Source organism: Algibacter pacificus, assembly GCF_008033385.1.
In the GTDB taxonomy this organism is placed as follows: Bacteria; Bacteroidota; Bacteroidia; order Flavobacteriales; family Flavobacteriaceae; genus Algibacter; species Algibacter pacificus.
The window spans coordinates 78136-103250 of the sequence record NZ_VOGY01000013.1 but is presented as its reverse complement, the minus strand read 5'-3'; the positions used below and the strand labels follow the sequence as shown (position 1 = coordinate 103250).

17 protein-coding genes are annotated in these 25115 nt (G+C 33.9%); 9 read left to right on the top strand and 8 right to left on the bottom strand.

The annotated features are described in order from the left end of the window. The first annotated feature begins 227 nt into the window (after positions 1–227). The 4 genes from FQU21_RS15350 to FQU21_RS15335 all read left to right on the top strand — a co-directional run bounded on the left by FQU21_RS15350 (position 228) and on the right by FQU21_RS15335 (position 5857). The gene (locus FQU21_RS15350) at positions 228–743 is read left to right on the top strand and encodes a gamma carbonic anhydrase family protein (RefSeq protein WP_147678891.1); all 516 of its coding nucleotides are present in this window, start codon (positions 228–230) and stop codon (positions 741–743) included. A gap of 646 nt (positions 744–1389) precedes the next feature. Continuing rightward, positions 1390–2664, top strand: coding sequence for a ribonucleotide-diphosphate reductase subunit beta (locus FQU21_RS15345; protein WP_147678890.1), 1275 nt, complete (start codon positions 1390–1392; stop codon positions 2662–2664). A gap of 1 nt (position 2665) precedes the next feature. Continuing rightward, on the top strand, positions 2666–4462 hold the full coding sequence (locus FQU21_RS15340; RefSeq protein ID WP_187269399.1) for a ribonucleoside-diphosphate reductase subunit alpha: 1797 nt from the start codon (positions 2666–2668) through the stop codon (positions 4460–4462). Between the two features lie 459 nt (positions 4463–4921). After that, the gene (locus tag FQU21_RS15335) at positions 4922–5857 is read left to right on the top strand and encodes a hypothetical protein (protein ID WP_147678889.1); all 936 of its coding nucleotides are present in this window, start codon (positions 4922–4924) and stop codon (positions 5855–5857) included. A gap of 118 nt (positions 5858–5975) precedes the next feature. Here FQU21_RS15335 and ppnP read toward each other — a convergent pair whose 3' ends face one another. The 3 genes from ppnP to FQU21_RS15320 form a co-directional block, all read right to left on the bottom strand. Next, positions 5976–6257: a pyrimidine/purine nucleoside phosphorylase gene (gene ppnP, locus FQU21_RS15330; protein ID WP_147678888.1), complete on the bottom strand. Its 282-nt coding sequence runs from the start codon at positions 6255–6257 to the stop codon at positions 5976–5978. Between the two features lie 84 nt (positions 6258–6341). Continuing rightward, complete coding sequence (locus tag FQU21_RS15325) at positions 6342–8648, bottom strand: inorganic phosphate transporter (RefSeq protein WP_147678916.1); 2307 nt, start codon at positions 8646–8648, stop codon at positions 6342–6344. Positions 8649–8720: 72 nt separating this feature from the next. Beyond that, a complete protein-coding gene (locus FQU21_RS15320; RefSeq protein ID WP_147678887.1) occupies positions 8721–9911 on the bottom strand; it encodes a porin in 1191 nt (396 codons plus the stop codon). 385 nt (positions 9912–10296) lie between these two features. On the opposite strand from FQU21_RS15320, the gene FQU21_RS15315 reads away from it, so the two are divergent. Then, on the top strand, positions 10297–10611 hold the full coding sequence (locus FQU21_RS15315; protein WP_147678886.1) for a toxin-antitoxin system YwqK family antitoxin: 315 nt from the start codon (positions 10297–10299) through the stop codon (positions 10609–10611). A gap of 83 nt (positions 10612–10694) precedes the next feature. On the opposite strand, the gene FQU21_RS15310 is transcribed toward FQU21_RS15315, so the two are convergent. The 3 genes from FQU21_RS15310 to FQU21_RS15300 form a co-directional block, all read right to left on the bottom strand. Continuing rightward, positions 10695–13583, bottom strand: a complete 2889-nt coding sequence (locus tag FQU21_RS15310) for a TonB-dependent receptor (RefSeq protein WP_147678885.1) — start codon at positions 13581–13583, stop codon at positions 10695–10697. 70 nt (positions 13584–13653) lie between these two features. Further along, on the bottom strand, positions 13654–14958 hold the full coding sequence (locus FQU21_RS15305) for a hypothetical protein (RefSeq protein ID WP_147678884.1): 1305 nt from the start codon (positions 14956–14958) through the stop codon (positions 13654–13656). Between the two features lie 300 nt (positions 14959–15258). Next, positions 15259–15651, bottom strand: a complete 393-nt coding sequence (locus FQU21_RS15300) for a carboxypeptidase-like regulatory domain-containing protein (RefSeq protein ID WP_187269398.1) — start codon at positions 15649–15651, stop codon at positions 15259–15261. Between the two features lie 166 nt (positions 15652–15817). Here FQU21_RS15300 and FQU21_RS15295 point away from each other — a divergent pair, with 166 nt between their 5' ends. The 4 genes from FQU21_RS15295 (at position 15818) to FQU21_RS15280 (ending at position 20200) form a co-directional block, all read left to right on the top strand. After that, on the top strand, positions 15818–17158 hold the full coding sequence (locus FQU21_RS15295) for a deoxyguanosinetriphosphate triphosphohydrolase (protein WP_147678882.1): 1341 nt from the start codon (positions 15818–15820) through the stop codon (positions 17156–17158). A gap of 320 nt (positions 17159–17478) precedes the next feature. Continuing rightward, positions 17479–18135, top strand: coding sequence for a peptide-methionine (S)-S-oxide reductase MsrA (msrA, locus tag FQU21_RS15290; RefSeq protein WP_147678881.1), 657 nt, complete (start codon positions 17479–17481; stop codon positions 18133–18135). 258 nt (positions 18136–18393) lie between these two features. After that, a complete protein-coding gene (locus FQU21_RS15285) occupies positions 18394–19059 on the top strand; it encodes a hypothetical protein (protein WP_147678880.1) in 666 nt (221 codons plus the stop codon). 277 nt (positions 19060–19336) lie between these two features. Further along, positions 19337–20200, top strand: coding sequence for a sigma-70 family RNA polymerase sigma factor (locus tag FQU21_RS15280; RefSeq protein WP_034041378.1), 864 nt, complete (start codon positions 19337–19339; stop codon positions 20198–20200). A gap of 214 nt (positions 20201–20414) precedes the next feature. Here the strand turns inward: FQU21_RS15280 and FQU21_RS15275 are convergent, their stop codons facing one another. Together FQU21_RS15275 and FQU21_RS15270 are read right to left on the bottom strand one after the other, a co-directional pair. Then, positions 20415–21866, bottom strand: a complete 1452-nt coding sequence (locus tag FQU21_RS15275; protein ID WP_147678879.1) for a TolC family protein — start codon at positions 21864–21866, stop codon at positions 20415–20417. Next, entirely contained in the window at positions 21856–25107 is a 3252-nt protein-coding gene (locus FQU21_RS15270) for an efflux RND transporter permease subunit (RefSeq protein WP_147678878.1), read from the bottom strand. Before FQU21_RS15270 ends, FQU21_RS15275 begins: the two co-directional genes overlap by 11 nt. Between the last annotated feature and the right edge of the window lie 8 nt (positions 25108–25115).

The window sequence follows — 25115 nt, the reverse complement described above, 5'->3', positions numbered from 1 at the left end:
TTTGTGGGCGCCGTCACTTTAGGTTCGCGATGTTAATTTTGAAATTTTAAATAGCAAAGCGAATGATAATTATACTGAAATATATCTAAAAGGTAAAGGCGGAAGTGTATTACTTAGTCATGGGAAATAAATTATGGTTTCTGCTTCCAGAAAAGTGCAATTATTGTCTTTTTTTAAATAAATTAGCAAGGAATTTCTTCAAAAAAATAACATAAAAAACAAATATTATGGCTATAATAAAAACTATTAACGGAAAATCACCACAAATCTCAAGCGATTGCTATTTAGCCGAAAACGCCGTAGTTGTTGGCGATGTTACTGTAGGAACACAGTGCAGTATTTGGTTTAGTGCTGTAATTCGTGGCGATGTGCATTATATAAAAATGGGCAACAAAGTGAATGTACAAGACGGCGCTGTAATACATGCTACATATCTTAAATCGCCTACCAACATTGGTAATAACGTGTCTATTGGGCATAACGCTATTGTGCATGGTTGTACTATTCAAGACAATGTTTTAGTGGGTATGGGGAGTATTATTATGGACGATTGTGTTGTAGAAAGCAACAGTATTATTGCAGCAGGTGCGGTAGTAACCAAAAATACGCATGTAGAATCGGGTAGTATTTATGCGGGTGTTCCTGCTAAAAAAGTGAAAGATATTAGTGAAGAATTAATTTCGGGCGAAATTAATCGTATTGCCGATAATTATATTAAATATTCAAGTTGGCTTAAAGAATAATTTTTTATTTAACATATTAAAATTATATGTATGCGGAGGTTGCTTTTTTTTGAAAGCAACCTTTTTCGTGTTCAAAAAAAGCAAAGTAAATTTTGTTAAAATGAAATTTACTTAGGAAAATAATTTCCGAATAAAAAATAAAAAAAGTAGCTTAAATATTTTGTTTTTAATAAAATTTAAAATGGTAAACTTAAATTTTAAGCTTAAAAAAAACAGTCAAATTCACCTGTAAATTAATGGTTGAAATTCAGTATTAGCAAGTGTAAAATAAGGGGTTTAACGTGAAATTTACAAGATGATTTTATGTGCTAAATTTTGTTTTTTTATATTTATAATGGTTTGACATTCAGTAAAATAAGAATGGTGTAAAAAAACCAGTTGTTTTTTGAAGGAATATGAAATTGTTAAAAACTTGTTGACAATGTTTATAAAATACACTTTCATTTTAAGCAACAAATGTCAATCTTTGTTCTCGGCAAAAAAAGCAAAAATATTTATACTTTATGTATTGAGTTAAATGGTGCAAAACATGCCTTTTTTTATTTCTCTAATAGAAAAATATAACACGATTTTACAGATTTATTAATAGAATTTTGGATTAGTAATATTATTCAAATGACTATTCAGCTATTAACAAAAGATTATTATGGAGATTACTCAAATTATAAAAAGAGATTACGAAACAAGCCCTTTTGTTTTAAGTAAAATTTCTAATGCCGTTGAAAAAGCGATGATTTCGGTTGGAAATGGAAGTAAAGAAGACGCTGAAATTATTGCGGTAAAAGTTTTAAAAGCGCTTTTAGAGAGAAAAGAAAAGGATATCGATTATTTACCTAATGTAGAACAAGTCCAGGATCTTGTTGAAGATAAATTAATGGAAAGTGCCTTTCATGATGTAGCAAAAGCATACATTTTATACAGAAATGAGCAAGCAAGAAGTAGAAAAACTAATATTTTTGAAAAGCGAATTAATTTAAAACCTTATGAATATCCAGCACTTAACGATTATGTAGATGCTATTCGTCATTCCTATTGGATTCATTCCGAGTTTAATTTTACTAGTGATATTCAAGATTTTAAAACAAGATTAACACCAATTGAGCAAAATGCCATAAAAAATACCATGTTGGCTATTTCTCAAATAGAAGTTGCTGTAAAAACGTTTTGGGGAGATATTTATAATAAAATGCCGAAACCAGAAATAGGATCGGTAGGTGCTACTTTTGCTGAAAGCGAAGTACGCCATCAAGATGCTTATTCTCATTTATTAGAAATTTTAGGACTTAATAATGAGTTTAAAAACCTAAAGAAAAAACCAGTTATAATGAGACGGGTTCATTATTTAGAAACGGCTTTAAAAAACGCTAAAAGTGAAGATAATAAGGATTATGCAGAATCTGTTTTACTTTTTTCTTTATTTATAGAACATGTGTCTTTGTTTTCTCAGTTTTTAATAATCATGGCATTTAATAAGCATAAAAATATGCTTAAAGGCGTTTCAAATGTGGTTGAAGCCACTTCGAAGGAAGAACAGATTCACGGTGATTTTGGTATCGATCTTATCAAGATAATAAAAGAAGAAAACCCAACATGGTTTGATAATGACCATGAAGAACTCATTCGAACCTTATGTAGAGAAGCTTTCAATTCGGAAAGTGATATTGTAGACTGGATTTTTGAGGATGGGGAATTAGATTTCTTACCAAAGAATGTGGTTAACGAGTTTATTAAAAACAGATTTAACAACTCCTTAGAAAGTATTGGTATAGAAAAAGTATTCGAAATTAATGAAGAATTAATACAAAAAACCGAATGGTTTGACGACGAAATTATTGGAACCAAACATGGCGATTTCTTTGTGAAACGCTCTATAAACTATAGTAAAAGAACAAAAAGTATAACCAGCGACGACCTATTTTAATATGAACAAACAGACCAAAGACCAAGCAGCAGTAAATTTGAATAATGACGCTAAATCATCTAATTATGATGATTTAATTAAAGCTAGAAAAGAGGCTAGGAAAGAAATAGGAAAGCAACCAGAAATAAAATGGTTAACCGAAAATAGTCGTAAATTTTTAGGATCTGGATACCTTACGGAAGGTGCAACTCCTGAAAGTAGAATTAGAGAAATAGCCGATAGAGCCGAACAAATTTTAAAAATTGATGGCTTTGCCGATAAATTTTATGGTTATATGGCAGAGGGATACTTCTCTTTAGCTTCACCGGTATGGTCTAACTTTGGCAAGCGTCGTGGCTTACCAATTAGCTGCTTTGGGTCTCATATTTCTGATGATATGGGAGATATACTTTATACACAATCGGAAGTTGGAATGATGTCTAAACTTGGTGGTGGTACATCGGGGTATTTCGGGAAATTACGCCATAGAGGGGCGCCTGTTAAAAATAACGGCGAGTCTTCAGGAGCCGTTCACATCATGCAACTTTTCGAAAAAATGGTCGATGTCGTGAGTCAAGGTTCTGTACGTCGTGGACGTTTTTCACCTTATTTACCAATCGAGCATCAAGATATTCACGAGTTTTTAGAAATAGGAACAGAGGGTAATCCAATTCAAGAATTAACCCATGGTGTTACAGTAAGTAACCAATGGATGCAAGAAATGATTGATGGTGATACAGATAAACGTGCTATTTGGGCAAAAGTATTGCAACGTAGAGGGGAAATAGGATATCCTTATATTTTCTTTAGAGACAATGCAAATAATAATGCACCAGATGTTTATAAAGATAAAAATCATGAGATTTACGCCAGTAACTTGTGTTCTGAAATTATGCTACCTACAAACGATCGTTGGTCTTTTGTTTGTGTGCTATCTTCTATAAATTTATTGCATTACGATAAATGGAAAGATACCGATGCTGTAGAAACGATGGTCTACTTTTTAGATGCGGTATTAGAAGAGTTTATTACGAAACTTGAAGCGTATAGAGATTCTGAAAATAGAGATGATAAACAAACCTTCCTATTTATGGAAAAGGCTTATAATTTTGCTAAAGAAAATAGAGCTTTAGGTATGGGCGCTTTAGGATGGCACTCTTTATTACAATCTAAAATGATGAGTTTCGATAGTCAGGAAGCCTTCGATTTAAATAGTGAAATATTTAGAACTATTAAAGAAAAATCGGTTAAAGCATCTGAAGAATTAGCAGGGTTATTCGGTGAGCCGGAAGTTTTAAAAGGCTATGGCCGACGTAACACAACGCTTAATGCCGTTGCACCAACAACATCTTCAGCATTTATTTTAGGACAAGTTTCTCAAGGTATCGAGCCTATTTGGTCTAATAGTTATGTAAAAGATATTGCTAAAATTAAAACGACTATTAAAAATCCGTTTTTACTAGAACTTTTAGAAGAAAAAGGATTAAATACGAATGATATTTGGAAATCAATTCGTGATAATGATGGTTCTGTTCAGCATTTAGAAGAAGAGCTTACAGAGCACGAAAGAGACGTTTTTAAAACCTATTCTGAAATCGACCAAATGACGATTATTTACCAGGCGGCAAACAGACAAAACCATATAGATCAAGCACAATCCTTAAACATTATGGTGCATCCAGATATGCCTGTTAAGGATATTAATAAAATATATGTTACGGCTTGGCAATTGGGTGTTAAATCGCTTTATTACCAACACAGTATGAATGCGGCACAAAAATTTAAACAAAAGAAAGAATGTAAAAGTTGCGAAGGGTAATTAGTGACTACATATATATTGAAAGTACCTTATTAAAATAAGGTGCTTTTTTTAGTTCTTAATTTAAGAAAAATAAGTAAGTATAAGCTGTTGATATACAGTGGTATAAGTGTGATTTTTAAAAAAATAAATAAATTTATGTAGTGTATTTGAATGCTGAAGATAAGTACTGAAAAAGGGACATCGTGAAATATCCCTCTTGGCATGTTTTAAACAATAATTGGTTCCTACGCCTATTTTGTAAAAAATAATATGAGATTAAAATCTCTTACTTTCTTCTTCAAAGAAACAAAATTAGTTTCATCCCGACAAGTTAATGATTTCTACAAAAAAAGAATATTCGTGAAACCTTAATGTTAGTAAGGGTTTTCATGAATAATTAAATTATTAACGGCTCTTGTTAATAAATAATACAAGAGCTATAATTTCAAAATCAAAATGAAGTTATCATTTTATCGAGTGGCGCTCGTTAACAAAGCCAATGATGAACAAATATTAAGTCGTTTTAATGGAGAAAACGATTTGTTAGATGTGTGTAATCGATTTTACTATTCATTAAAAAATAATAAGATTGAATATTTTGACAACCAGGGTAGTAAAAGGGTTTTTTCTCTTAATGCGAGTATAGATTTCTTAAGAACGGACAGGGTCTTGGTTACCAAATTTAACTCTGCTTATACGGGAGATGAGTTTGATGTAAGAAACGCTGTAACCAGTAGGCTACTTCACAAGGTTAAAACAGATGAACTTCAAACTAGATCGTTGTTTTCTTTATGCCATATTCCTAAAAATTCAAAGTACGGATATATTGTTTTTGAAAACAAAGCCAATCATGGTGCTAAAGTAATTTTTGAAAGAGGTTTTCAAGCTTTTTTTAAAGTATCAGGTTACGAAGATTATAAGGTAGTAATGACGCCAGCTTTAAATTATAATTATTTGTCTAACTTTATTAATAACGGAGTTCTTAAGAAAGTGCGTTTAATTGATAATATTCTTAAGAAGGATATTCAATTAGCATTATGGGATGAGGTTCTCACCATTTGTAGCGATAATGAAGTAAGAGAACTTAATTTTAAGAAGAAGTCGGCTAGTGAAATAGCAATGGTTAAAAAAGAGCTATTTCAAATGTTTTTTTCTAGTTTGAATAAATATGATAAGCTGTGTTTCATTAATCAATATGAAGTTGATGATATATCCTTTTTAATCAATTATAACGGAGAATCCAAAACTTTTTATATGAAAGATCGTAGTCGTATGAGGGCTATTATAGATGTTTCTAATCAGTTGATGTATGCTGATGGTAATCCAACATATAATTCTATGGTAAAAGCATCTTTAAACTTGATTGATGAAATATTAGGAGTTGATTCTCTAGGAATAGATATTGCCGCTTAAATTTTGTATTAGGTCTTACTAAAACAGATTAATAGTTATTAGTATAGATCTAAAAAAGAGGTCGTCTAAAGAGTAATTTTTAGTCGACCTTTTTACGTATGTATTTAATTTTTCAATCTTACTTATATTGACACAAGTAAGCCGTTTGTTCGTTTACGGTTACTTGGAATTTTTCATTCGCATCAATAGTATACGATTCTCCTGCTTTATAAATTTTCCATTCGGAAGCGTTTGGGAGTTTAACATTCATTTCACCTTCAATAACCACCATAGTTTCGTGTGTAGAGGTGCCAAATTCGTAGGTTCCGGCTTCCATAACACCAATAGTCGATTTCCCTGTTGCAGAGCTGTAGGCTAAAGATTTAACGTTGCCATCAAAATATTCATTTGTCGATATCATAAATTTTAATTTTCAATTCATTGTAAAAATAAAAAAGCACCTAGAATATAGATGCTTTTTCGGTATAATAATTATTGGTTTTTGTTATTCCTCTTCCTCAGGATGAGAAATGGTTGCCGGTTTTACAGACGCATCATGGGCGTTATGGTATTCTTCTAACAAACTCATGGTAGCCTTTAGTAAATCTTTAGTTTCTAATAATACACCAAAATAAAGCGTAGTGTTTTTAGGACTCGATTCTTCGGTTCTTGTGCGGTCTACTTGCTTTTGAATTTTTTCGGATAGCAAATTAAAGATTTCATCTTTTTTGCTTAAAATGTTTCCTATTTGCTCAAACGAACGAGAATTAAATGCTGTTGTGGTATTGTTGAATAAAATTTCTAGAGAGGTATCAACTTCTTTTAATTCTTTAATTTGATTAAATTTTAATTTCTTATGGTTGTTATTAATGTGCTTATAACTCGCTTTAGAAATGTATTCTAGCGATTGTGTCATATCCTGTAAATACCCTAAAATATTGATATAGAAATTGCTAGCTCCAAGACTAGATTCATCCAAATTTTTAATAAAGTAGAATATATTATTTCTTAAATCTTCAACTTCTACCGATAGTTTATCGACTTGTTTTTTGTTCTTTTTAAGCGATATTAAATCCTGTTTAGCTAAACCATTAATGGCGTTTGTGTAAATTTTATTTCCACGATTAACTACGTTGGCTATATTACCTGCGCTTTCGTGAATAACGCCTTGTACAGAGCTGCTTTCGGCTTTTATTAAGCTATCTTCAGCTCTTACTTCTTTAGATTTTTTACTATGAAGTAGTGAACTTCTAATAAGTAAAACAAGAGCCGCTAGTAGCAATATTGGGAACATTACAGCGATGTTCAAGTTTAATAGGTAGGCAACTAAGGCTGCGGCAGAAAAAGCGCTAAAGGCAGTAAAAAACCATCCGCCAATAACGTTTATTACTCCAGCAACACGATAAACTGCGCTTTCTGCTCCCCAAGCTCGATCGGCGAGTGAAGATCCCATGGCTACCATAAACGTAACGTAAGTTGTAGAAAGTGGTAGTTTATAGGAGGTTGCAATTGAAATTAAAACGGCTGCAATCATTAAGTTTACAGCGGCACGAACTAAATCGAATGCTGGCAACTCTATGGTTTTGTTTTTCGATACGGTGATTACTGGAACTTCAAACTGTTTATCTATTTTAGCTTGAATACTGTTTGGTAATAAATATGAGGATAATTGAGACATTAATACGGCACCTCGAACAAAACCTCTGGATAAAAAGTTAGGTTCAAAGCGTTCTTTTGTTTCACCTTGACTCGCTAAATCTAATGATGTTTTTACCACATTTTTTGCTTTTGATGAAAACCATAAGGTTAAAATCATAACCATCCCAGCAATAAATAATAGCCAGTTATTGGTTGGTACTTTTTCGGCCAAAACGTCCATAGGAAATTCGGTCGCTAAAATACCAGAAGTAGTCCATTCTAAATAAGCATTGTAAGCCGCAATAGGTACCCCTATAAAGTTAACTAAATCGTTTCCTGCAAAGGCTAAAGCCAGTGCAAAAGTTCCTACTACAATAATAAGTTTGTATATATTGGCTTTAAGTAACGTGGTAACGGTTAATGATAATAGTGACCATAAAACAAAGCTCACTAATACAATAAGAACAACTTGCGACTCCAAAAAATCACTCATAGTGTGCCCGTCTAGAATATCAAATGATTGTTTAGCGTAGGATGTTCCTTTTAACCCTTTCATAAAAATAAAATAGGTAATGGCCGTTAAAGCGAAGCCACCAAATAAGGCCCCAACCCATGGTGCTTTATTTTCGAAATTATACGATAAAAGTAATCTGGAAACCCATTGTACAAAGGCTCCCACAGAGAATGCGACAACTACGGAGAGTAAAATTCCAAATATAATTTCGGTAGCTTTTGAGGTGTTAATATAGTGTACCACATCACTAAAAGTACCTCCGTCATGACCAATTTTTATTAAGGCAATAGCTACTGCAGCACCAAGCAATTCGAACACAATAGATACTGTTGTAGATGTTGGCATGCCTACCGAATTAAAAAAATCAAGAAGTAGTATGTCTGTAATCATCACGGCCATAAATATGATCATGATTTCATTAAACATAAATTCACCAGGATTAAAAATCCCTTTTCTGGCAACCTCCATCATTCCGCTAGAAAATACGGCGCCTATAGCTACCCCTAAACTAGCAACAATCATGATTGTTTTAAAAGAAACAGCCTTGGAACCAATAGCAGAATTTAAAAAGTTTACGGCATCGTTACTAACGCCAATTACCAAATCTGCTATAGCAAGAATGGCTAGGGCTATAATCATGTATAAATAGATGTTATCCATAGTGTTTGGTTGAAATAAGGTTGCAAATATCATGACTATATAGATTTAATGTGTTATGTTAATGTTATTTCTTTAAAAGTGTATGTCACATTGTATTCGATATACTACTTTGTTGTTAGTGTTTGCTATGTTTAAATAACTTAAATCGCTTTGAATTTTTAATTTTTGGCCAACAATATATTTTGAAACTCCAAGCGTGTATTGCTTTTCTGAATTAATATTGGTGACGGTTTTATCTAAGGTTACGTTAGTATATCGGCCCGAAAATTCCCAATTACTTTTAAGTAAGTAGCCCGATTGCAGATTAATTCCTTTACCAATTTGAAGAATATCTCCTGTTAAAGTACCATCGGAGTTGCTGGCAAAGGGATTGTCGGCAGTTCTATCAGCATATTCCGCCATAAAAGAGAACCCTTTATATTTAAACATGGCATCTATAAATAATGTTGTAATGTTAGTTTCAAAAAAACCAGTGTCAGTTTCCATATAGGAACCTTGGTTGCTTCTTGTTTTTACAGCATTGTTATTATAGTCGTAACTAGCAGCTAAGGCTAATTTGGGTGTTTTTTCGCGTTTTAAATCGGCACCTTTATAATCGCCTTTGTTCGAAAAATCACCAAAAGGTAAGAGTTCTAAGCGGCCTGTGTATTGATGCCCGCCTAAGTTTCCGGTAGTTACATTTCTGCCTTCACCTTGAGCTAAGGAAATTATTTCTTTTATTATAAATTGGTCTGTAATATTAAAACGATGTTGTAATTGTACGCCAAAATCCCGATCGATATTAAAACGGCTATTAAGTAATGAGCGATCTACTTGCTGTAAATTGCCTGAAGAAATTATACGTTCCCTATTACCAGGAAGTTTTGTTTGCCCAACCCAAAGTTCGAAGTTTTGGTAAAAATTCCATATTAATACGGCATCTAAAATATAACGAGGTGCATTACCGGTAAATACCGAAGCTCCAGATTGGTCTCGGTTGGATAAGCCTAATTCAATTTTGTACTTAAGTTTTGGGCTAAAAGTAAAGCCTTTAAATTTTAATCTTGATCGTCTAATTAAAAAAGTAGTCTCGTTTTTTTGGTCTTTTGCCCAAATTGAGGCACCTTGTAATTGTACTCGTAATCCTATTTTCATAGTCCAAGAGCTATCTTTTCCAACAATGTTGAATAGTCCTTTGCCAAATTCCCCCGAGTTAATCTCTTGAGATTGTAGCGAGGTTATTGCAAAAAACAATACCCCAAGAAGGGTAAGTTTGCAATTCATATGTAGTATTAGTTTTTGTCGCTGCAAAGAACTGATACTAATGTTAAGTTAATGTTTCCTTATCGTTAAATTTAAACAAAAAAGACTGCCTTAATTTAAGGCAGTCCTATTAGAAATCATTATAATGTAGTCGACAAAAACTAATAGATTAAATGAATTGCTAATAATTGTCCAAGGACATCTACAAATATCTTGTATTAAGGTAATTTTAATGTAACGCTAATATTAAGTAATTATTAATAATGTTATGAATTTATATGTGTATAAAAGACTGTTTATCAGTTATATATTGTTCCAATGTTAAATTAATGTTATGTAAATGTTGTGTAAATGTAAATTATGTTGTATATTTGCATAGGAAGTATTAACAAAAACACCGTATAAAATGAAAAATATATTAATTATTGCAATAGCATTGTTTACATCAATGACTTTTGCTCAGAAAGAAAAATCGTTAACTTTAAATAAAGAAACGAATAAAGTAGATGCTGTATATTACCATGATAATGGAGAAGTTAGCCAAATAGGGTCTTTTACTGCAGATGGAAAATTGGATGGAAAATGGGTTAGCTTTGATGAAGCAGGAGAAAAAACAACTGTAGCCTATTATAAAGAAGGTAAAAAGGTTGGTAAATGGATTCACTTTATTGATGGAAAGAAAAAAGTTGTTAGTTATGAAAATAACGTTGCTACTTTATAAATGGCAAACTTTTTAGTGTATAAAAAACGCCTAAAACATTATGTTTTAGGCGTTTTTGCTTTTATTAAGATGTTTGTCTTTAATTAAAACTTATAAGAGTATCCAAGTGAAAACTCTGTTCCAGGTTGTCTTAATGAGAATATTTGATCTTGTGCTTTAAATGATTGGAAAGCACTTTCTCTTTCTTCTCCTAAAAGATTGTTTACTTTAAAACTTATTGCAGATCTTTTCTTTTCTCCTAATTTAAAATTAGACGTTAGGTTTAAACTGTGAAATGGTTTAGTATATACATCTGGAAAGAAGCCATTACCAACAATTTCTAAAGTTTTTCCTTGAACATTGTAAAATATACCTGCTCTAATATCGGTGTTTTCAAAATCGTAATTAAACCCACCATTAATTAAGAATGGTGACATGCCTTGTAAATCACGAGTTCTATCAACGGTTTCGCCTGTTCTTATTACACCAGCGGCGGTACGTAATTGGTATTCAAAATCCGACATTTGAAGTTCAGATTTTGTGTAAGATGCATTTGCATTAAATGTTAATCGTCTTAAAGTTTCAGTTAAAAAACCAAAGTTTTGACGAAATTCAAACTCTGCACCATACATTTTAGAATCCCCTAAATTAGCAACAGTTAACTGCGGAGATGACGAACTGGTGTTTGGCATAAATACAATTTCTATAGGGTCGGTAAACGATTTATAGAATGCACTAAACGCAATCATTTGTCCTTCTTCTCTAAAGATTTCATATCTTAAATCGAAGTTATTAATATACGTTGGGCTAATAGGATCGTAAATTAATTCGCCATTAGAGTCAAACTTACCAAATGCATTTCCTAAAAAGGTATCATTTGTAACAGGATCGTAGATTTGCGCACTAGAAGCTTCTTTAAAAGAAGGTCTTGCTGTGGTTCTAGAATACGATGTTCTTAAATTAGAATCTTCAGATAAAGCATAAATTAAGTTAGCAGAAGGAAACGCATCGAACTTATCTAAAATCTTTGCTCTCTTGTAAGCTGTTCCGTCATTTTCTTCACCCGTATAGTATTGAATATAATTTTCTGTACGAATACCTAAAATGGTTTTTAACTTTTCTGATAAATTAAGTTCTATAGAAAAGTAAGTTGCACTAACTTGTTGCTCACCTTCGTATGAATTTGAAGGCTCAAAAGCATTTTCAACATTTAAGTAAGTGCCTTCTCCAGTTTCAGGTGTCCAAAGGTTGCCTTCTGATAATAGTAAGTTTGAATCTCCGTTTGGTACAATTACGTTAGTAGAAGTGAATGAGTATTGATCTACATTAAAATCTCTAAACTTGTAATTGTGCGATCCTCCAAACTTAATTTTGCCAGGTCTATCAAATACGGTGATTTTCTTGCTAAAATCGGCTTTACCGGACCAGTTTTCTTCGGTTAAGTTTCTCCATAATTGTAATGGGTAACTTGAAGCACTTGGTGAGATAAAGTAGTCGCCATCGTCACTAATTTGAAATGGTGTAATTCTATGGTCTTTATCGTAAACACCTGTAAAGGTTGGCGAAAATTTCCAGTCGAAATCCCAATCATTATCTGCGCCCCAGTTATGAGAACCCGCAACTAATAAGTTTGTAATAGAGCGTTGGGTATATAATAAACCGTCTTTTACAAGGGGTTCAAAAGCACCAACACCACCACTGGTATTACTTTGTTGCGTTAAAAAGTTTGATGTAGACTCTCCGTTTTGAATGTGTAATATGTTTACTTTAAATTTAGAACGGTTGGTTTTGTATGTAATACCAGCTAATCCCGTTAATAATACATTGTTAATACTTTCCGAGCCAACACTTGTTCTTGATGCATCCAATTCATAGATGTCATTTGCTCCAGAAGTCACACGTCTTGTATAGCGACCATCAATTCTTTCGTTATAAAAAGTAACGTCGTTTTTGTATGATACTGCTGCTTGGTAACCTATTTTGTTATCGTTTTCTAAGGTATATTGATTTCCTAATGTAAAACCAAAATCAAAATTAGCACCATTTGTAAAGGTGTCTGCTTTTAATTGTTTTTCAAATCGGTCTGTTAAAGAATGTAATAAGAGTTTATTTTCAAACGTACCAGGTATTTTTTGGTAACGGTTAATTGGTAAATCTCTTGTGCCATCATCAAAACCAAACTTATCGGTATCGCTGCCATCATAAGTCAGTGCATTATCGTTAAAATGCATATCAGGATTGTATGCCGCACCTAAAGATATCGAGTATTCTGCTTTTGTTGGGAAGTCTTTTGTAATAATATCCACAATACCTCCTGTAAAATCTGCAGGGTATTCGGCAGCAGCCGATTTAACCACAATAATATTATCTATAATATTGGTTGGGAATACATCCATTTGCACGGTGTTTCTGTCTGGGTCTAACCCTGGGATATCTACACCATTTAAAATAGATTTTGAGTATCGGTCTCCTAGACCTCTTACATAAACGTATTTACCACCTTGAACCGAAACTCCAGGAACACTTTTTACGGCGCTAGCAACATCACCAGCCCCTGTTTTTTTAATCCCTTGAGCCGACATGGCATCCATTAATGTTACCGACTTTTTCTGTAATTGTAATACAGCATTTTCGGTGTTTTTTCTAACACTTGTTGTTATTACTATTTCGTCTAGCGAATTCGACGCTAATGAAATATCTAAATCTGTTGTTTGCCCACTATTAATAACGACACCACTAATTTCTTTAGTTTCATAGCCTACGAAAGAAAAAATTACAGTATACGTTCCAGGATCTAAATCGAGTTGATATTTACCATCAAAATCTGAAGTAGTACCAGTTGTAGTTCCTTTAATTAATATATTGGCAAATGCCATAGGCTCATTATTATAATCGCCGTCAATAACATTACCGGCTAAAATTCCGGTTTGTGCGTTGGCAATATTAAATAATCCAAATGCTAACAGAAAAAGAACTATTAAAATATTTTTCATATATGAGATTTAATAGACTACTGCTCACCTAGTGAGCAGTAGTATTATTTTTGGTTAAATAAGTTTAAGATTAGAAGCCGAAACCTCCAGCAGTATTAGCATACGTCCAGCTAAGCGCTGAAGTATTTGCTCCAACTCCAGTTGAGTTACCTCCTAGAGTTACAGCTGATGCTGAATCTCCAAAACCAGAAACCTCTACGTCTGCGTCATTTTTAAAGATGCTTTTTACATCTGTAACACCTGTAGGTAAAACAATTTCCCAAGTGCCTAAGCTTATTTTACCAGCATTATAGTTTTCTGCAACACCATCGTTATCTAACTCAACATCAGATGAAGCTTTAAATCCGTAAGCGTATACGTTCTTTACGTGTCCTTGAGCGTTACTTCTAAAATCGGCATACTCACCATTAGCTGTAGTTGTATTTCCTATTAAGGTTAAATTGTTAATAGTAAATTCACCATTAATAGATCCTTCAGGACCATCTATTTCTAAACCGTGATCTGATGCTTCTCCTAAGGCTACAACAGCGTTTGTAATAGTTCCAGAGTAAGCTTGGTCAATATCTAAGGCATCATCACCTTGCGCCCAAATAAAGATGTTGCTAGCATTTACAGTTCCACCAAAGAACTCAATACCATCATCAACGTTAGCAACAACTTCAATGTTGTCAATTGTTGTACCTCTACCAACACCACCTAGTGTTAATCCGTTAATTTCGTTTCCTTCACCTAATAAAGCACCACCGTGACGGATAGAAACATATTGTAAAGTACCAGAGTTATCTTCATCATCAAAGGTTTCTCCTTCTTCTAAGTCTACACCGTATAAACCGAATGTATCATCAGCAGGAATACCTTCTATGTTAGCAAGACCTGTATCTCCAGAAACAGAGATTGTAGCTCTACCCAACATGATAAGTCCACCCCAAAGTCCTCTGTTATTAGAGTCTAAGTTTGTTCCAGCAGTTTGACCTGGCTCGATGTTATCACTTGCAGAAGTAAAGATAATTGGAGCAGAAGCCGTACCAATTGCGTTTAATTTTGCACCACGAGCAACAATTAATGCAGAAGATAAAGATCCTGTACCAGCCGTACCTTTAATTATGGTTCCTGGGTCAATGGTAAGTGTAACACCTTCTTGTACAACTACTTTTCTATCTAATACATATACGTTATCTGCCGTCCATCTAGTATCAAGTGCTATACCACCTGATATAGTAATGGTTTCATATCCAGCACCGTCATTATCACCATCATTAGTGTAGTTGTTAGTAATAGTCGTTTCTTCAATTATAATAGGCGTGTCATCATCTTGTAAACAACCTGTAAATACTAAAGTTGATACCATTAAAAGAGGTAAGATTATTTTTTTCATGAGTTTTTAATTTTGATAAATTTTTGTTTTATTTCTTTCGGCAAAGAAACCACGACATTCTTAATAGGGTGTTAATTCAAGTTTAAACAACTGTAACAAAAGTGTTATATAAATGTTATGTAAGTGTTTCTTTAGAATTGTAGTTAGTTACAATTAGTTAACATTGGGAAATGTGATGTTTTTTGAAGGTTTTTTTTAGAGTGTTTAAGTTGGGCTAGGTAAAGCGAAACTAAAGCGCATAAAAAAAACAGCCTCCGTTTTAAGAAGGCTGTTTTATAATGTTTTTATTAAAAAAACACTTTAGTTGTTAGAAGCTGTATTTGTTTGTTTTTCTTGTGCATCTACGTTAGCAAAGGTTAGCATTAAATCATTTAAAGATAATGATTCTGGGCTAAGAGTTTCGTTTATTTTCGATAGGCGATTAGCAGTAACACTAACTTTTATTGTTTTGGTTTCGTAACCCGAAAAGCTAACAGATACGGTGTAAGTGCCAGGATTTAAGCCTTCAAATTTAAAGTTACCGTTTTCGTCTGTTATGGTTTTGTCACCGGTTTCTTTTATAGAAATACGAGCCAGTTCTAAGGGGGTGTTATTAGCGTCTAAATCCAATATATTTCCTTTAATAGATGTGTTGTCTTGAGCAAAAGAAATTGCAGACATTAAAAAAGCGGTAATTAAAAAAAAGTGTTTCATTGCGTTTCGATAAAAATATTTTGCTCTGCAAAATAAAGGCATTAACATAACTGGAAGGTTATGTAATTATTAAACAACAGTAATTAAAAGGTTACCTTAATGTTAAGCGAATTTTTATTTATTTTTTATTAGGAAATGTTATCTTGCCTGCATATAAAATTTTACCATGAACTGGGAACAATTACTATCCTTAAAACGCTTTGGCGATACCAATAAACGCATTAGAAAAGAACAAGACGAAACCCGTTTAGGATTCGAAGTCGATTACGACCGCATTATTTTTTCATCAGAATTTAGAAGCTTACAAGATAAAACACAAGTTATTCCATTATCCAAAACCGATTTTGTACACACCCGACTCACCCATAGTTTAGAAGTTAGTGTTGTGGGCCGATCGCTTGGCCGTTCGGTTGGTAAAAAACTATTAGAAAAACACCCGCATTTACAAAGTGTACTAGGTTATCAAGCTAACGATTTTGGAGCTATTGTAGCGGCCGCAGCCTTGGCGCACGATATTGGAAATCCACCATTTGGACATTCGGGAGAAAAAGCCATAGGCGAATTTTTTATAACAGGCCCAGGTAAAAATTTCAAAAACCAGTTAACCGATAAAGAATACCAAGATCTTTGCGATTTTGAAGGTAACGCTAACGGATTCAGAATTTTAACCGAAGATCGTGTTGGGCGTTTAGGTGGACTTCGTTTATGTTACGCCACCCTTGGCGCTTTTATGAAATACCCAAAAGAATCCTTACCCAAAAAGCCATCAAAGCATATAGCCGATAAAAAATACGGCTTTTTTCAAAGTGAAAAAGAAGCCTTTCAAGATATTGCCAGCGAGCTAGGTTTGCTAAAACGAAGCGAAACCGATCTAAGTTATTCACGTCACCCATTAGCCTTTTTAGTAGAAGCAGCCGATGATATTTGTTACACCATTATCGATTTTGAAGACGGCATAAACCTCGGCCTTATTCAAGAAGAATATGCGCTCGAGTACCTTTCAAAAATTATTCGTCATAACATAAAACCCGAAAATTATTACGCACTGTCCACCAAAGAAGATCGCATAGGTTACCTGCGCGCACTGGCCATTGGCTCGTTAATAAACGAAGCTGTAAACATTTTTATGGAAAACGAAGACGCCATTTTAAACGGTACTTTTAGTACGGGGTTGCTCGATAAAAGCCAATACGACGCTCAAATAAAAGACATTATAAAAATAAGTATCGATAATATTTATCAATCCACCGAAGTTATCGATAAAGAAATTGCAGGTTACGGCGTCATAAACACCCTGTTAAACACCTACGCTACAGCTGTAAATAACGGATTTAACAACACCGCATCTAATTACGATAAATTGATATTAAAGAGCCTGCCAAAAAACATAAACGGTACCAGCAGCAGCCTTTACAAACGCCTATCCAGCGTGTGTTATTACGTATCGCTGCTATCCGATAGTAAAGCCATTTTAGAATACAAAAAAATAAAAGGCATCGGGTTTTAAACTGTTATTTGGGCGTTACCCGAAAAGGGTCGGGCTTTCACTACTCGCTCCTCCTTGGGTCGGGAGCTCAAACAGGCCGTTCAATCCCTAACGCACATGTTTGCTAATTTACAGTTTAGGGCAAAAAACAGTTTTGTTTTAAATGGTTTAGGCTTTAACATAAACTGTTATTGTTGTTTTTTGAAGGAGTTCGTTTTAATAAAATTCATGTTTTTAGAGAAATATCGTTTAAACTGTATTTTTGTAGCTGTTATTAATTTATAATTAGAACCTAAGGTTTTTAGTTTTATTACGTCTAATCCAAAAAATAAATCCAATTTATGAAACATATTATTCCAATACTAGCCGTCGCATTGTTATTTAGTTGTCAAAACACAGCCCAAACTAAAAAAACAAAAAAGCAGATAGAAACGCTTAAACCAGTAGAGGTTCCTATTAAAAACGGTAAAGCTCGTGCTTATTTTGCAAGTGGTTGTTTTTGGTGTGTAGAGGCTATTTTTGAAAGTGTAATAGGGGTAGAGGAGTCCATTTCTGGCTATTCTGGTGGACATACTAAAAATCCAACTTATGAAGCAAGTAATACTGGAAAAACAGGACATGCCGAAGCTGTAGAGGTCATATACGATCCAAACATTATAACCTTTGATACTTTAGTAGATGTGTATTTTGGTTCGCAGAACGTAACACAAGTTAATGGACAAGGTAACGATCGTGGCTCTCAATATCGATCTATCATTTTCTATCAGAATGAAACACAAAAACAGATTGTTTTAAAAAAGAAATCGGCTTTAGCTAAAAAATTAGGTGTAAAAATTGCCGCCGAAGTATACCCATTTCAAAAATTTTGGAAAGCCGAAGATTATCATCAAAATTACGAGCGCTTGCATCCCGACCATCCATATATTAAAAATGTATCCGTGCCAAGGCTAAATAGATTTAAGTCTAAATTTCCTAACTTAATTAAACATAAACATTAAGCCCTTTAGTTGCGGTAGTTTGTTCTATAAATCTCCTAATTGAATAATTTCAAACAGAGATGAATCTTTTATAATATTGCAATGTAGGTAATAGCTTATATTATTTAGTTATTTTATTGTAAATAAAATAATAAACAATTTTATGTGTTGTAATGTATTGATATTGTTGTTTTTAATTCGAAAATTGGTTTTGTTTTTTTTGAAAATAATGTTTTTTTTGTAATCTAAAAAAGTATCTTTACCCAAACCAACCAGCTTATGAAAAATATTATCTACCCCCTTATTCTAATCTCATTAATGACGGCTTGCAAGAAAAAAGAAGTGTTACCAAATATACCAATTCCTTTACTTACAGCAGAACAAATAGCAAATGCTCATGGTTTTGAACAATGGAAAAATGTTTCAGAAATTGCTTATACTTTTAATGTTGATAAAAATAATAAGCACTTTGAAAGGCATTGGGTTTGGAAGCCTAAAACAAACGATGTCACTTTTATGTCGGAAACCGATACCATTAGCTACAATCGCTCTAAACTAGATTCTGTGAGTATGATTATTGATCGGAATTTTATTAACGATAAATTTTGGTTACTTATTCCGTTTCAATTAGTTTGGGATACAGGAACCACTATTTTGAAACCTATTAAAACCAAAACAGAAATTAGTCATGAGGTTTTAAACAAAATTACTTTAATTTATTCTAAAAACGGTGGATACACTCCAGGTGATGCCTATGACATTTTCTATGATGATAATTTTTTAATTAAAGAATGGATTTATAGAAAAGGAAACAGGCCTAAACCAAGTATGACCACTACTTTCGAAAACTATCAGGATTTTAACGGTATAACACTAGCCTTGGAACATAAAAAACGAAGAGGAAATTGGAACTTATATTTTACAAATGTTAGCATAACAAAATAAGGATAAGCCACAAATTTCACGGAGCAAGGCAAACCTGTAATTAAACCTACGGGTTTCTTGCTCCTTGTTGTATTATTAAATACCTAATCCTTTGGATACATTATAAAAATTTGCTTAAAACACTTGACATATGTCGATGTGACTTTTTATTCTCTATCGAGTCTAAAAATAATAATATAAAAATATTTTTTAAGTTTACTGTAACATTTATCAATGTTTGTACGTATAACTAATGAATACATAAAAGGAAAAATCCTAAAAACAACATATTTTATAAATGAGACAACTTAAAATTACCAAGCAGGTTACCAATAGAGAAACCGCTTCGTTGGATAAATATCTTCAAGAAATTGGAAAGGTTGACTTAATTACTGCAGATGAAGAAGTTGAATTAGCGCAACGTATTAAAGCTGGTGATCAAATCGCTTTAGAGAAGTTAACAAAAGCTAATTTACGTTTCGTTGTATCGGTGGCTAAGCAATACCAAAACCAAGGACTAACATTACCCGATTTAATTAATGAAGGAAATTTAGGTTTAATTAAGGCGGCACAACGTTTTGATGAAACTCGTGGTTTTAAATTTATTTCTTATGCGGTTTGGTGGATTCGTCAATCTATTCTTCAAGCATTAGCAGAGCAATCACGTATTGTGCGTTTACCATTGAATAAAATTGGTTCTATTAATAAAATTAATAAAACATTTGCTTTCTTAGAGCAAAGTCATGAGCGTCCACCTTCTGCAGAAGAAATTGCAAAAGAATTGGATATGACTATTAATGACGTTAAGGAATCTATGAAAAACTCTGGACGTCACGTCAGTATGGATGCGCCTTTAGTAGAGGGCGAAGATTCTAATTTATATGATGTATTAAATTCTGGTGAATCGCCAAATCCAGATCGTGAGTTATTACACGAATCTTTACGTACAGAAATTGAACGTGCTTTAGAAACATTAACACCGCGTGAAGCCGATGTTATTCGTTTATACTTTGGTTTAGGAAACCAACACCCAATGACTTTAGAAGAAATTGGAGAAACTTTCGATTTAACACGTGAACGTGTACGTCAAATTAAAGAAAAAGCTATTCGTAGATTAAAACATACGTCTAGAAGTAAAATACTTAAAACCTATTTAGGTTAGTAAAATACATTTTTTACGACTAAATAATAATTACAAACAGTTACAAAATAACTGTTCGTTTTTTGATTGATGAAAGAACCCGCGGCTGATTACCGCGGGTTTATTTTTTAGAGTTTATTCATGCTACTGTCGTTGTTAAAGTGTAAATAAAAAAGCCGCTTTACATGATGTAAAACGACTTTTTTTCAACTGAAAACACTACTAACTATTAATTTTACTTCCAACCACCACCTAAAGCTTTGTAAATATTTACATGAGCTAAAAGTTGTTCTTTTTTGGTTTCAATAATTTCTATTTGAGAATCTAAAGCTTCACGTTGGGTTAATAAAACCTCGGTGTATTCTGCTCTAGCAGATTTAAAAAGTTTCATAGCAATATCAATAGACTCGTTTAATGCTTTTACTTGTTGGTCTCTTAATTCGTAACTTTTATTAAGATTTTCAACATTAGAAAGCGCGTTTGAAACTTCAACAAAAGCATTTAAAACGGTTTTTTCATACTCGTAAACGGCTTGTAATTGTTTTGCATTAGCGCTGGCGTATTCTGCTTTAATCGCATTTCTGTTAATTAATGGGCCAACAACATCGCCAACTAAAGAATAAACAAGCGACTCTGGAGTTTCTGTTAAAAACTTAGGCTTAAAAGCTTGTAGTCCTACACCGGCAGATATACCAACCGATGGATAGAAATTAGCTTTTGCTACTTTCGTGTTTAATTTTGCTGCTGAAAGTTCTAATTCTGCTTGACGAATATCGGTGCGATTTTCTAATAATTGCGATGGTATTCCGGCATTAATCATAGGAATGTCTTGAGTGATAAACGTATCCGAATGACGTTCAATATGCTGCGGATAACGACCAACTAAAAAGTTGATGGTATTTTCCACTTCTATAATATGCTGTTTAATTTCGAATCGATTACTTTGATTTTTTAAAACTTCAGCTTCAAATCTACGAACTGCTAACTCTGTGGCTCGGGCAGCTTGTTTTTGAATTTTAACCATTTTTAAAGCATTTTGTTGAAGCTCTAAATTTTTGTTGATTATAGCGAGTTGACTATCCAAAGCCATTAATTCATAATAAGAATTGGCAATTTCTGATACTAAATTAGTAACCATGAAATTTTTACCTTCAATAGATGATAAATACTCTAGAACAGCTGCTTTTTTACCATTTCTTAATTTTTTCCAAATATCAAGTTCCCAAGAAGCAGAAAGTCCGATGGAATAATCTTGTAAAGGTTCAGGAAAAGCATCTTCTTCATGAACGTTTAAGTTTTTTTCAACGGCACCATTTCTAGTATATTCGCCCACTTTTTCAACTTCCGCACCAGCGTACGCATTTACAAAAGGTAAATACTCGCCTTTTCGGGCTTTAATTTCATTTTTAGCCATATCAATTTGCTGTAACATAATATTAAGCTCTTGATTGTTCGCTAAAGCAGTATCAATTAGTGCGGTTAAATTAGGGTCGGTAAAATAACTTTTCCAATCCATGCTCGCCGTATTCAACGTATCGGAAGACTGATTTTTATAAGCCTCCGGTGTAGTTTTGTTCACTGCTCTTACAGCTTTTGTGGGTGCACATGAGAATAGCGAAACTAGTATTAAAACGCAGGCCAATACTAAAGGGCTGCGTTTTAATTTGTTATTTATTTTATTCGTCATTGTTTCTTTTTTTAAGGAGTTTTTTCAATAATTTATTAATCTTGCTAATGTTATCTGCATTCACTTCACTTTGATGTTCACTTTCACTTCTATGCATAATTTCATCAGTAACGGTTGTTGAAGCTTCATCTTTAATAAGTCCTTTGCCATCGGCTAGTTTTCCGAAGAAATAATAAAGGCCTGGAATAAGAATAACCCCAAAAATGGTTCCTATAAGCATACCTCCCATGGCAGAACCACCAATAGTTCTGTTACCAATAGCTCCGGCTCCAGAAGCCATAACTAACGGAACTAAACCAGCCACAAAGGCGAAAGAGGTCATTAAAATAGGACGGAAACGTGCTCTAGATCCTTCAATGGCGGCTTCTAAAATCGTGGCACCCTGTTTTCGTTTCTGCACGGCAAATTCTACAATTAACACGGCATTCTTACCCAGCAGCCCGACGAGCATAATGACTCCAATTTGGGCATAAACATCGTTGGCGAGTCCCATAGCTTTCAGCATAAAGAATGAACCGAAAACACCTACGGGGAGTGATAAAATTACCGCAAATGGCAATAAGAAACTTTCGTATTGTGCGGCTAACACGAAATACACAAATATTAATACAATGGCGAAAATATAAATGGATTCGTTACCACGTCTGGCTTCATCATAGGTTAAACCTTCCCAACCAATATCATAACCTCTTGGTAATTGCTCTTTAGCTACTTCTTTAATAGCGTTTATGGCATCGGCACTGGTATAGCTTGGTGCTGGTAACCCACGAATGGCAGCCGAATTGTAAAGGTTGTAACGTGTAATTTCATTAGGACCTAAAGATTTTTCCATCGTCATAAATGCTGAGTATGGAACCATTTCTCCCGATTCATTTTTTACGTAAAGTTTTTCCAAATCTGAAGGTAATCCACGGTATTCTGGAGCAGCTTGTGTATAGACTTTGAAAAATCGGCCAAAACGTATAAAACCTTGTTCGTAAGTACTACCAATTAATATATTAAGGTTTTCCATAGCTTTGCCTATAGTTACCCCTTTTTGCATGGCTTTTTTGTTGTCAATTTTCAACTTATACTGCGGGTAATTTGCAGAGAAGAACGTGAATAATCCTGTTATTTCCTTACGTTTAGATAAGGCTTCCATAAATTCTTTGTTGATTTTTTCAAAATTATGATAATCGGTAGAATTTGTTTTGTCTAACAAACGCATGGCAAAACCACCAGACGAACCAAAACCAGGAACTGCAGGTGGTTCGAAATATTCAATTACCGCACCTAAATCTCTCGTTTCTTCTTCCAATTCTTCCATAATTTCATGAACGGTGTGTTTACGATCGCCCCATGATTTCAGGTTAATTAAACAGGTCCCTGCATTAGATCCACGACCTTCCGTCATAATTTCATAACCAGCTAAAGAGGATACAGATTCTACACCTTCTGTTTCTTTACATATTTTTTGAAGTTTTTTTGCAACTTCATTTGTACGTTCTAAAGTAGCACCGGGAGGGGTTTGAATGATAGCATATATCATTCCTTGATCTTCATTAGGGATAAATCCTGCTGGCAATATTTCATTGGTAAAATAAATACCAGCACAAAAAACAGCTAATATTCCGAACGTAACAATGCGTCGTGCGGCAATTTTTGTTAAAATATTTACGTAGCGCCCTGTGAGTTTTTCGAAACCACGGTTAAACCAATCGATAAATTTATCTATTACAGATTTTTTCTTTTTACCATGATTATTTTTTAACAGCATGGCACAAAGCACGGGGGTAAGGGTTAAGGCCACAATAGCCGAAATTACAATAGAACCAGCCATAGTAATGGAGAATTGACGGTAGAAAACCCCAACCGGACCAGACATAAATGATGTTGGGATAAACACCGAAACCATAACTAAAGTAATGGCGATAATGGCTCCTCCAATTTCGCTTAAAACAGCAGAAGAGGCTTTGTATGGCGATAAGTGTTCCTCTTCCATTTTAACATGGACGGCTTCGACGACGACAATGGCGTTATCGACCACAATACCAATGGCAAGCACCAGTGCAAATAAGGTAATTAAGTTTATGGAGAGCCCAAACATTTGCATCACGAAAAAGGCACCAATTAAGGATACAGGTACGGCAATAATAGGGATTATAGTGGAACGCCAATCTCCTAGGAATAAGAATACAACAATTGCAACAAGAATAAAGGCATCGCGTAGTGTGTGTAGTACTTGTTCGATGGACGCGTCTAAGAAATTTGAGACATCGTAACTAATTTGGAAATCCATTCCTGGAGGTAAATCTTTTTTTAGCTCATCTAGTTTTTCTTTAACAGATGCAATAACGTCGCTACCGTTACTTCCAAAGGTTTGTTTTAAGACAATGGAAGCAGATGGTTGGCCATCTAAATTAGAATAAATATCGAAGAATTCACTTCCCAGATTAACGTCGGCAATATCTGAAAGTCTGATAGTTTCACCTTCTTCATTGGCACGAATAATGATTTCTTTGTATTGATCGGGTTCGCTGTATCGGTTTTCATAAGTTAAAACATATTCTAAAGATTGTGCTGTTTTACCAGAACTACGACCAATTCTCCCTGGTCTTGCCAAAATACTTTGGTCTTCCATGGCTTCCAAAACTTCTTCGGCAGAAATATTATAAGCCCGCATTCTATCTGGTTTTAACCAAACACGCATGGCATATTTTCTACTTCCTAAAATTTTAGCAGACGCAATACCATTAATACGTTGAATTTCTGGAATAACTTTGGTGTATGCGTAGTTAAATAGGAATTTCTCGTCGTTGTCTTTTTTCTTACTAAAAAGATTGACATACATTAGCATACTTGGCTGTACAGGGGTAATTACAACACCTTCACGTTGTACCAATTCTGGTAACAAAGGCATTACTTGATCGACCCTTGTTTTTACACGTACTACGGCTTGGTTGGGGTCGGTTCCTGGTTCGAAAATAATACGTAACGTTCCTTCTCCCGCCGATGTCGCATCAGAAGCAATATAGCGCATTCCTTGTACCCCGTTAATAGCGGTTTCTAGAGGGATTAATGTCGAGTTTACCAATACATCGGAACTGGAACCTGGATAGGCAATAAATATATTAACGGTTGTTGGTGCAATTTGCGGAAACTGCGAAATGGGCAGTTGGTTGATAGCAAGCAAACCCGTAAATACGATAATGACCGAGATGACGATGGCCAAAACCGGTCTTTGTATGAATTTTTTAAACATAATTTTTT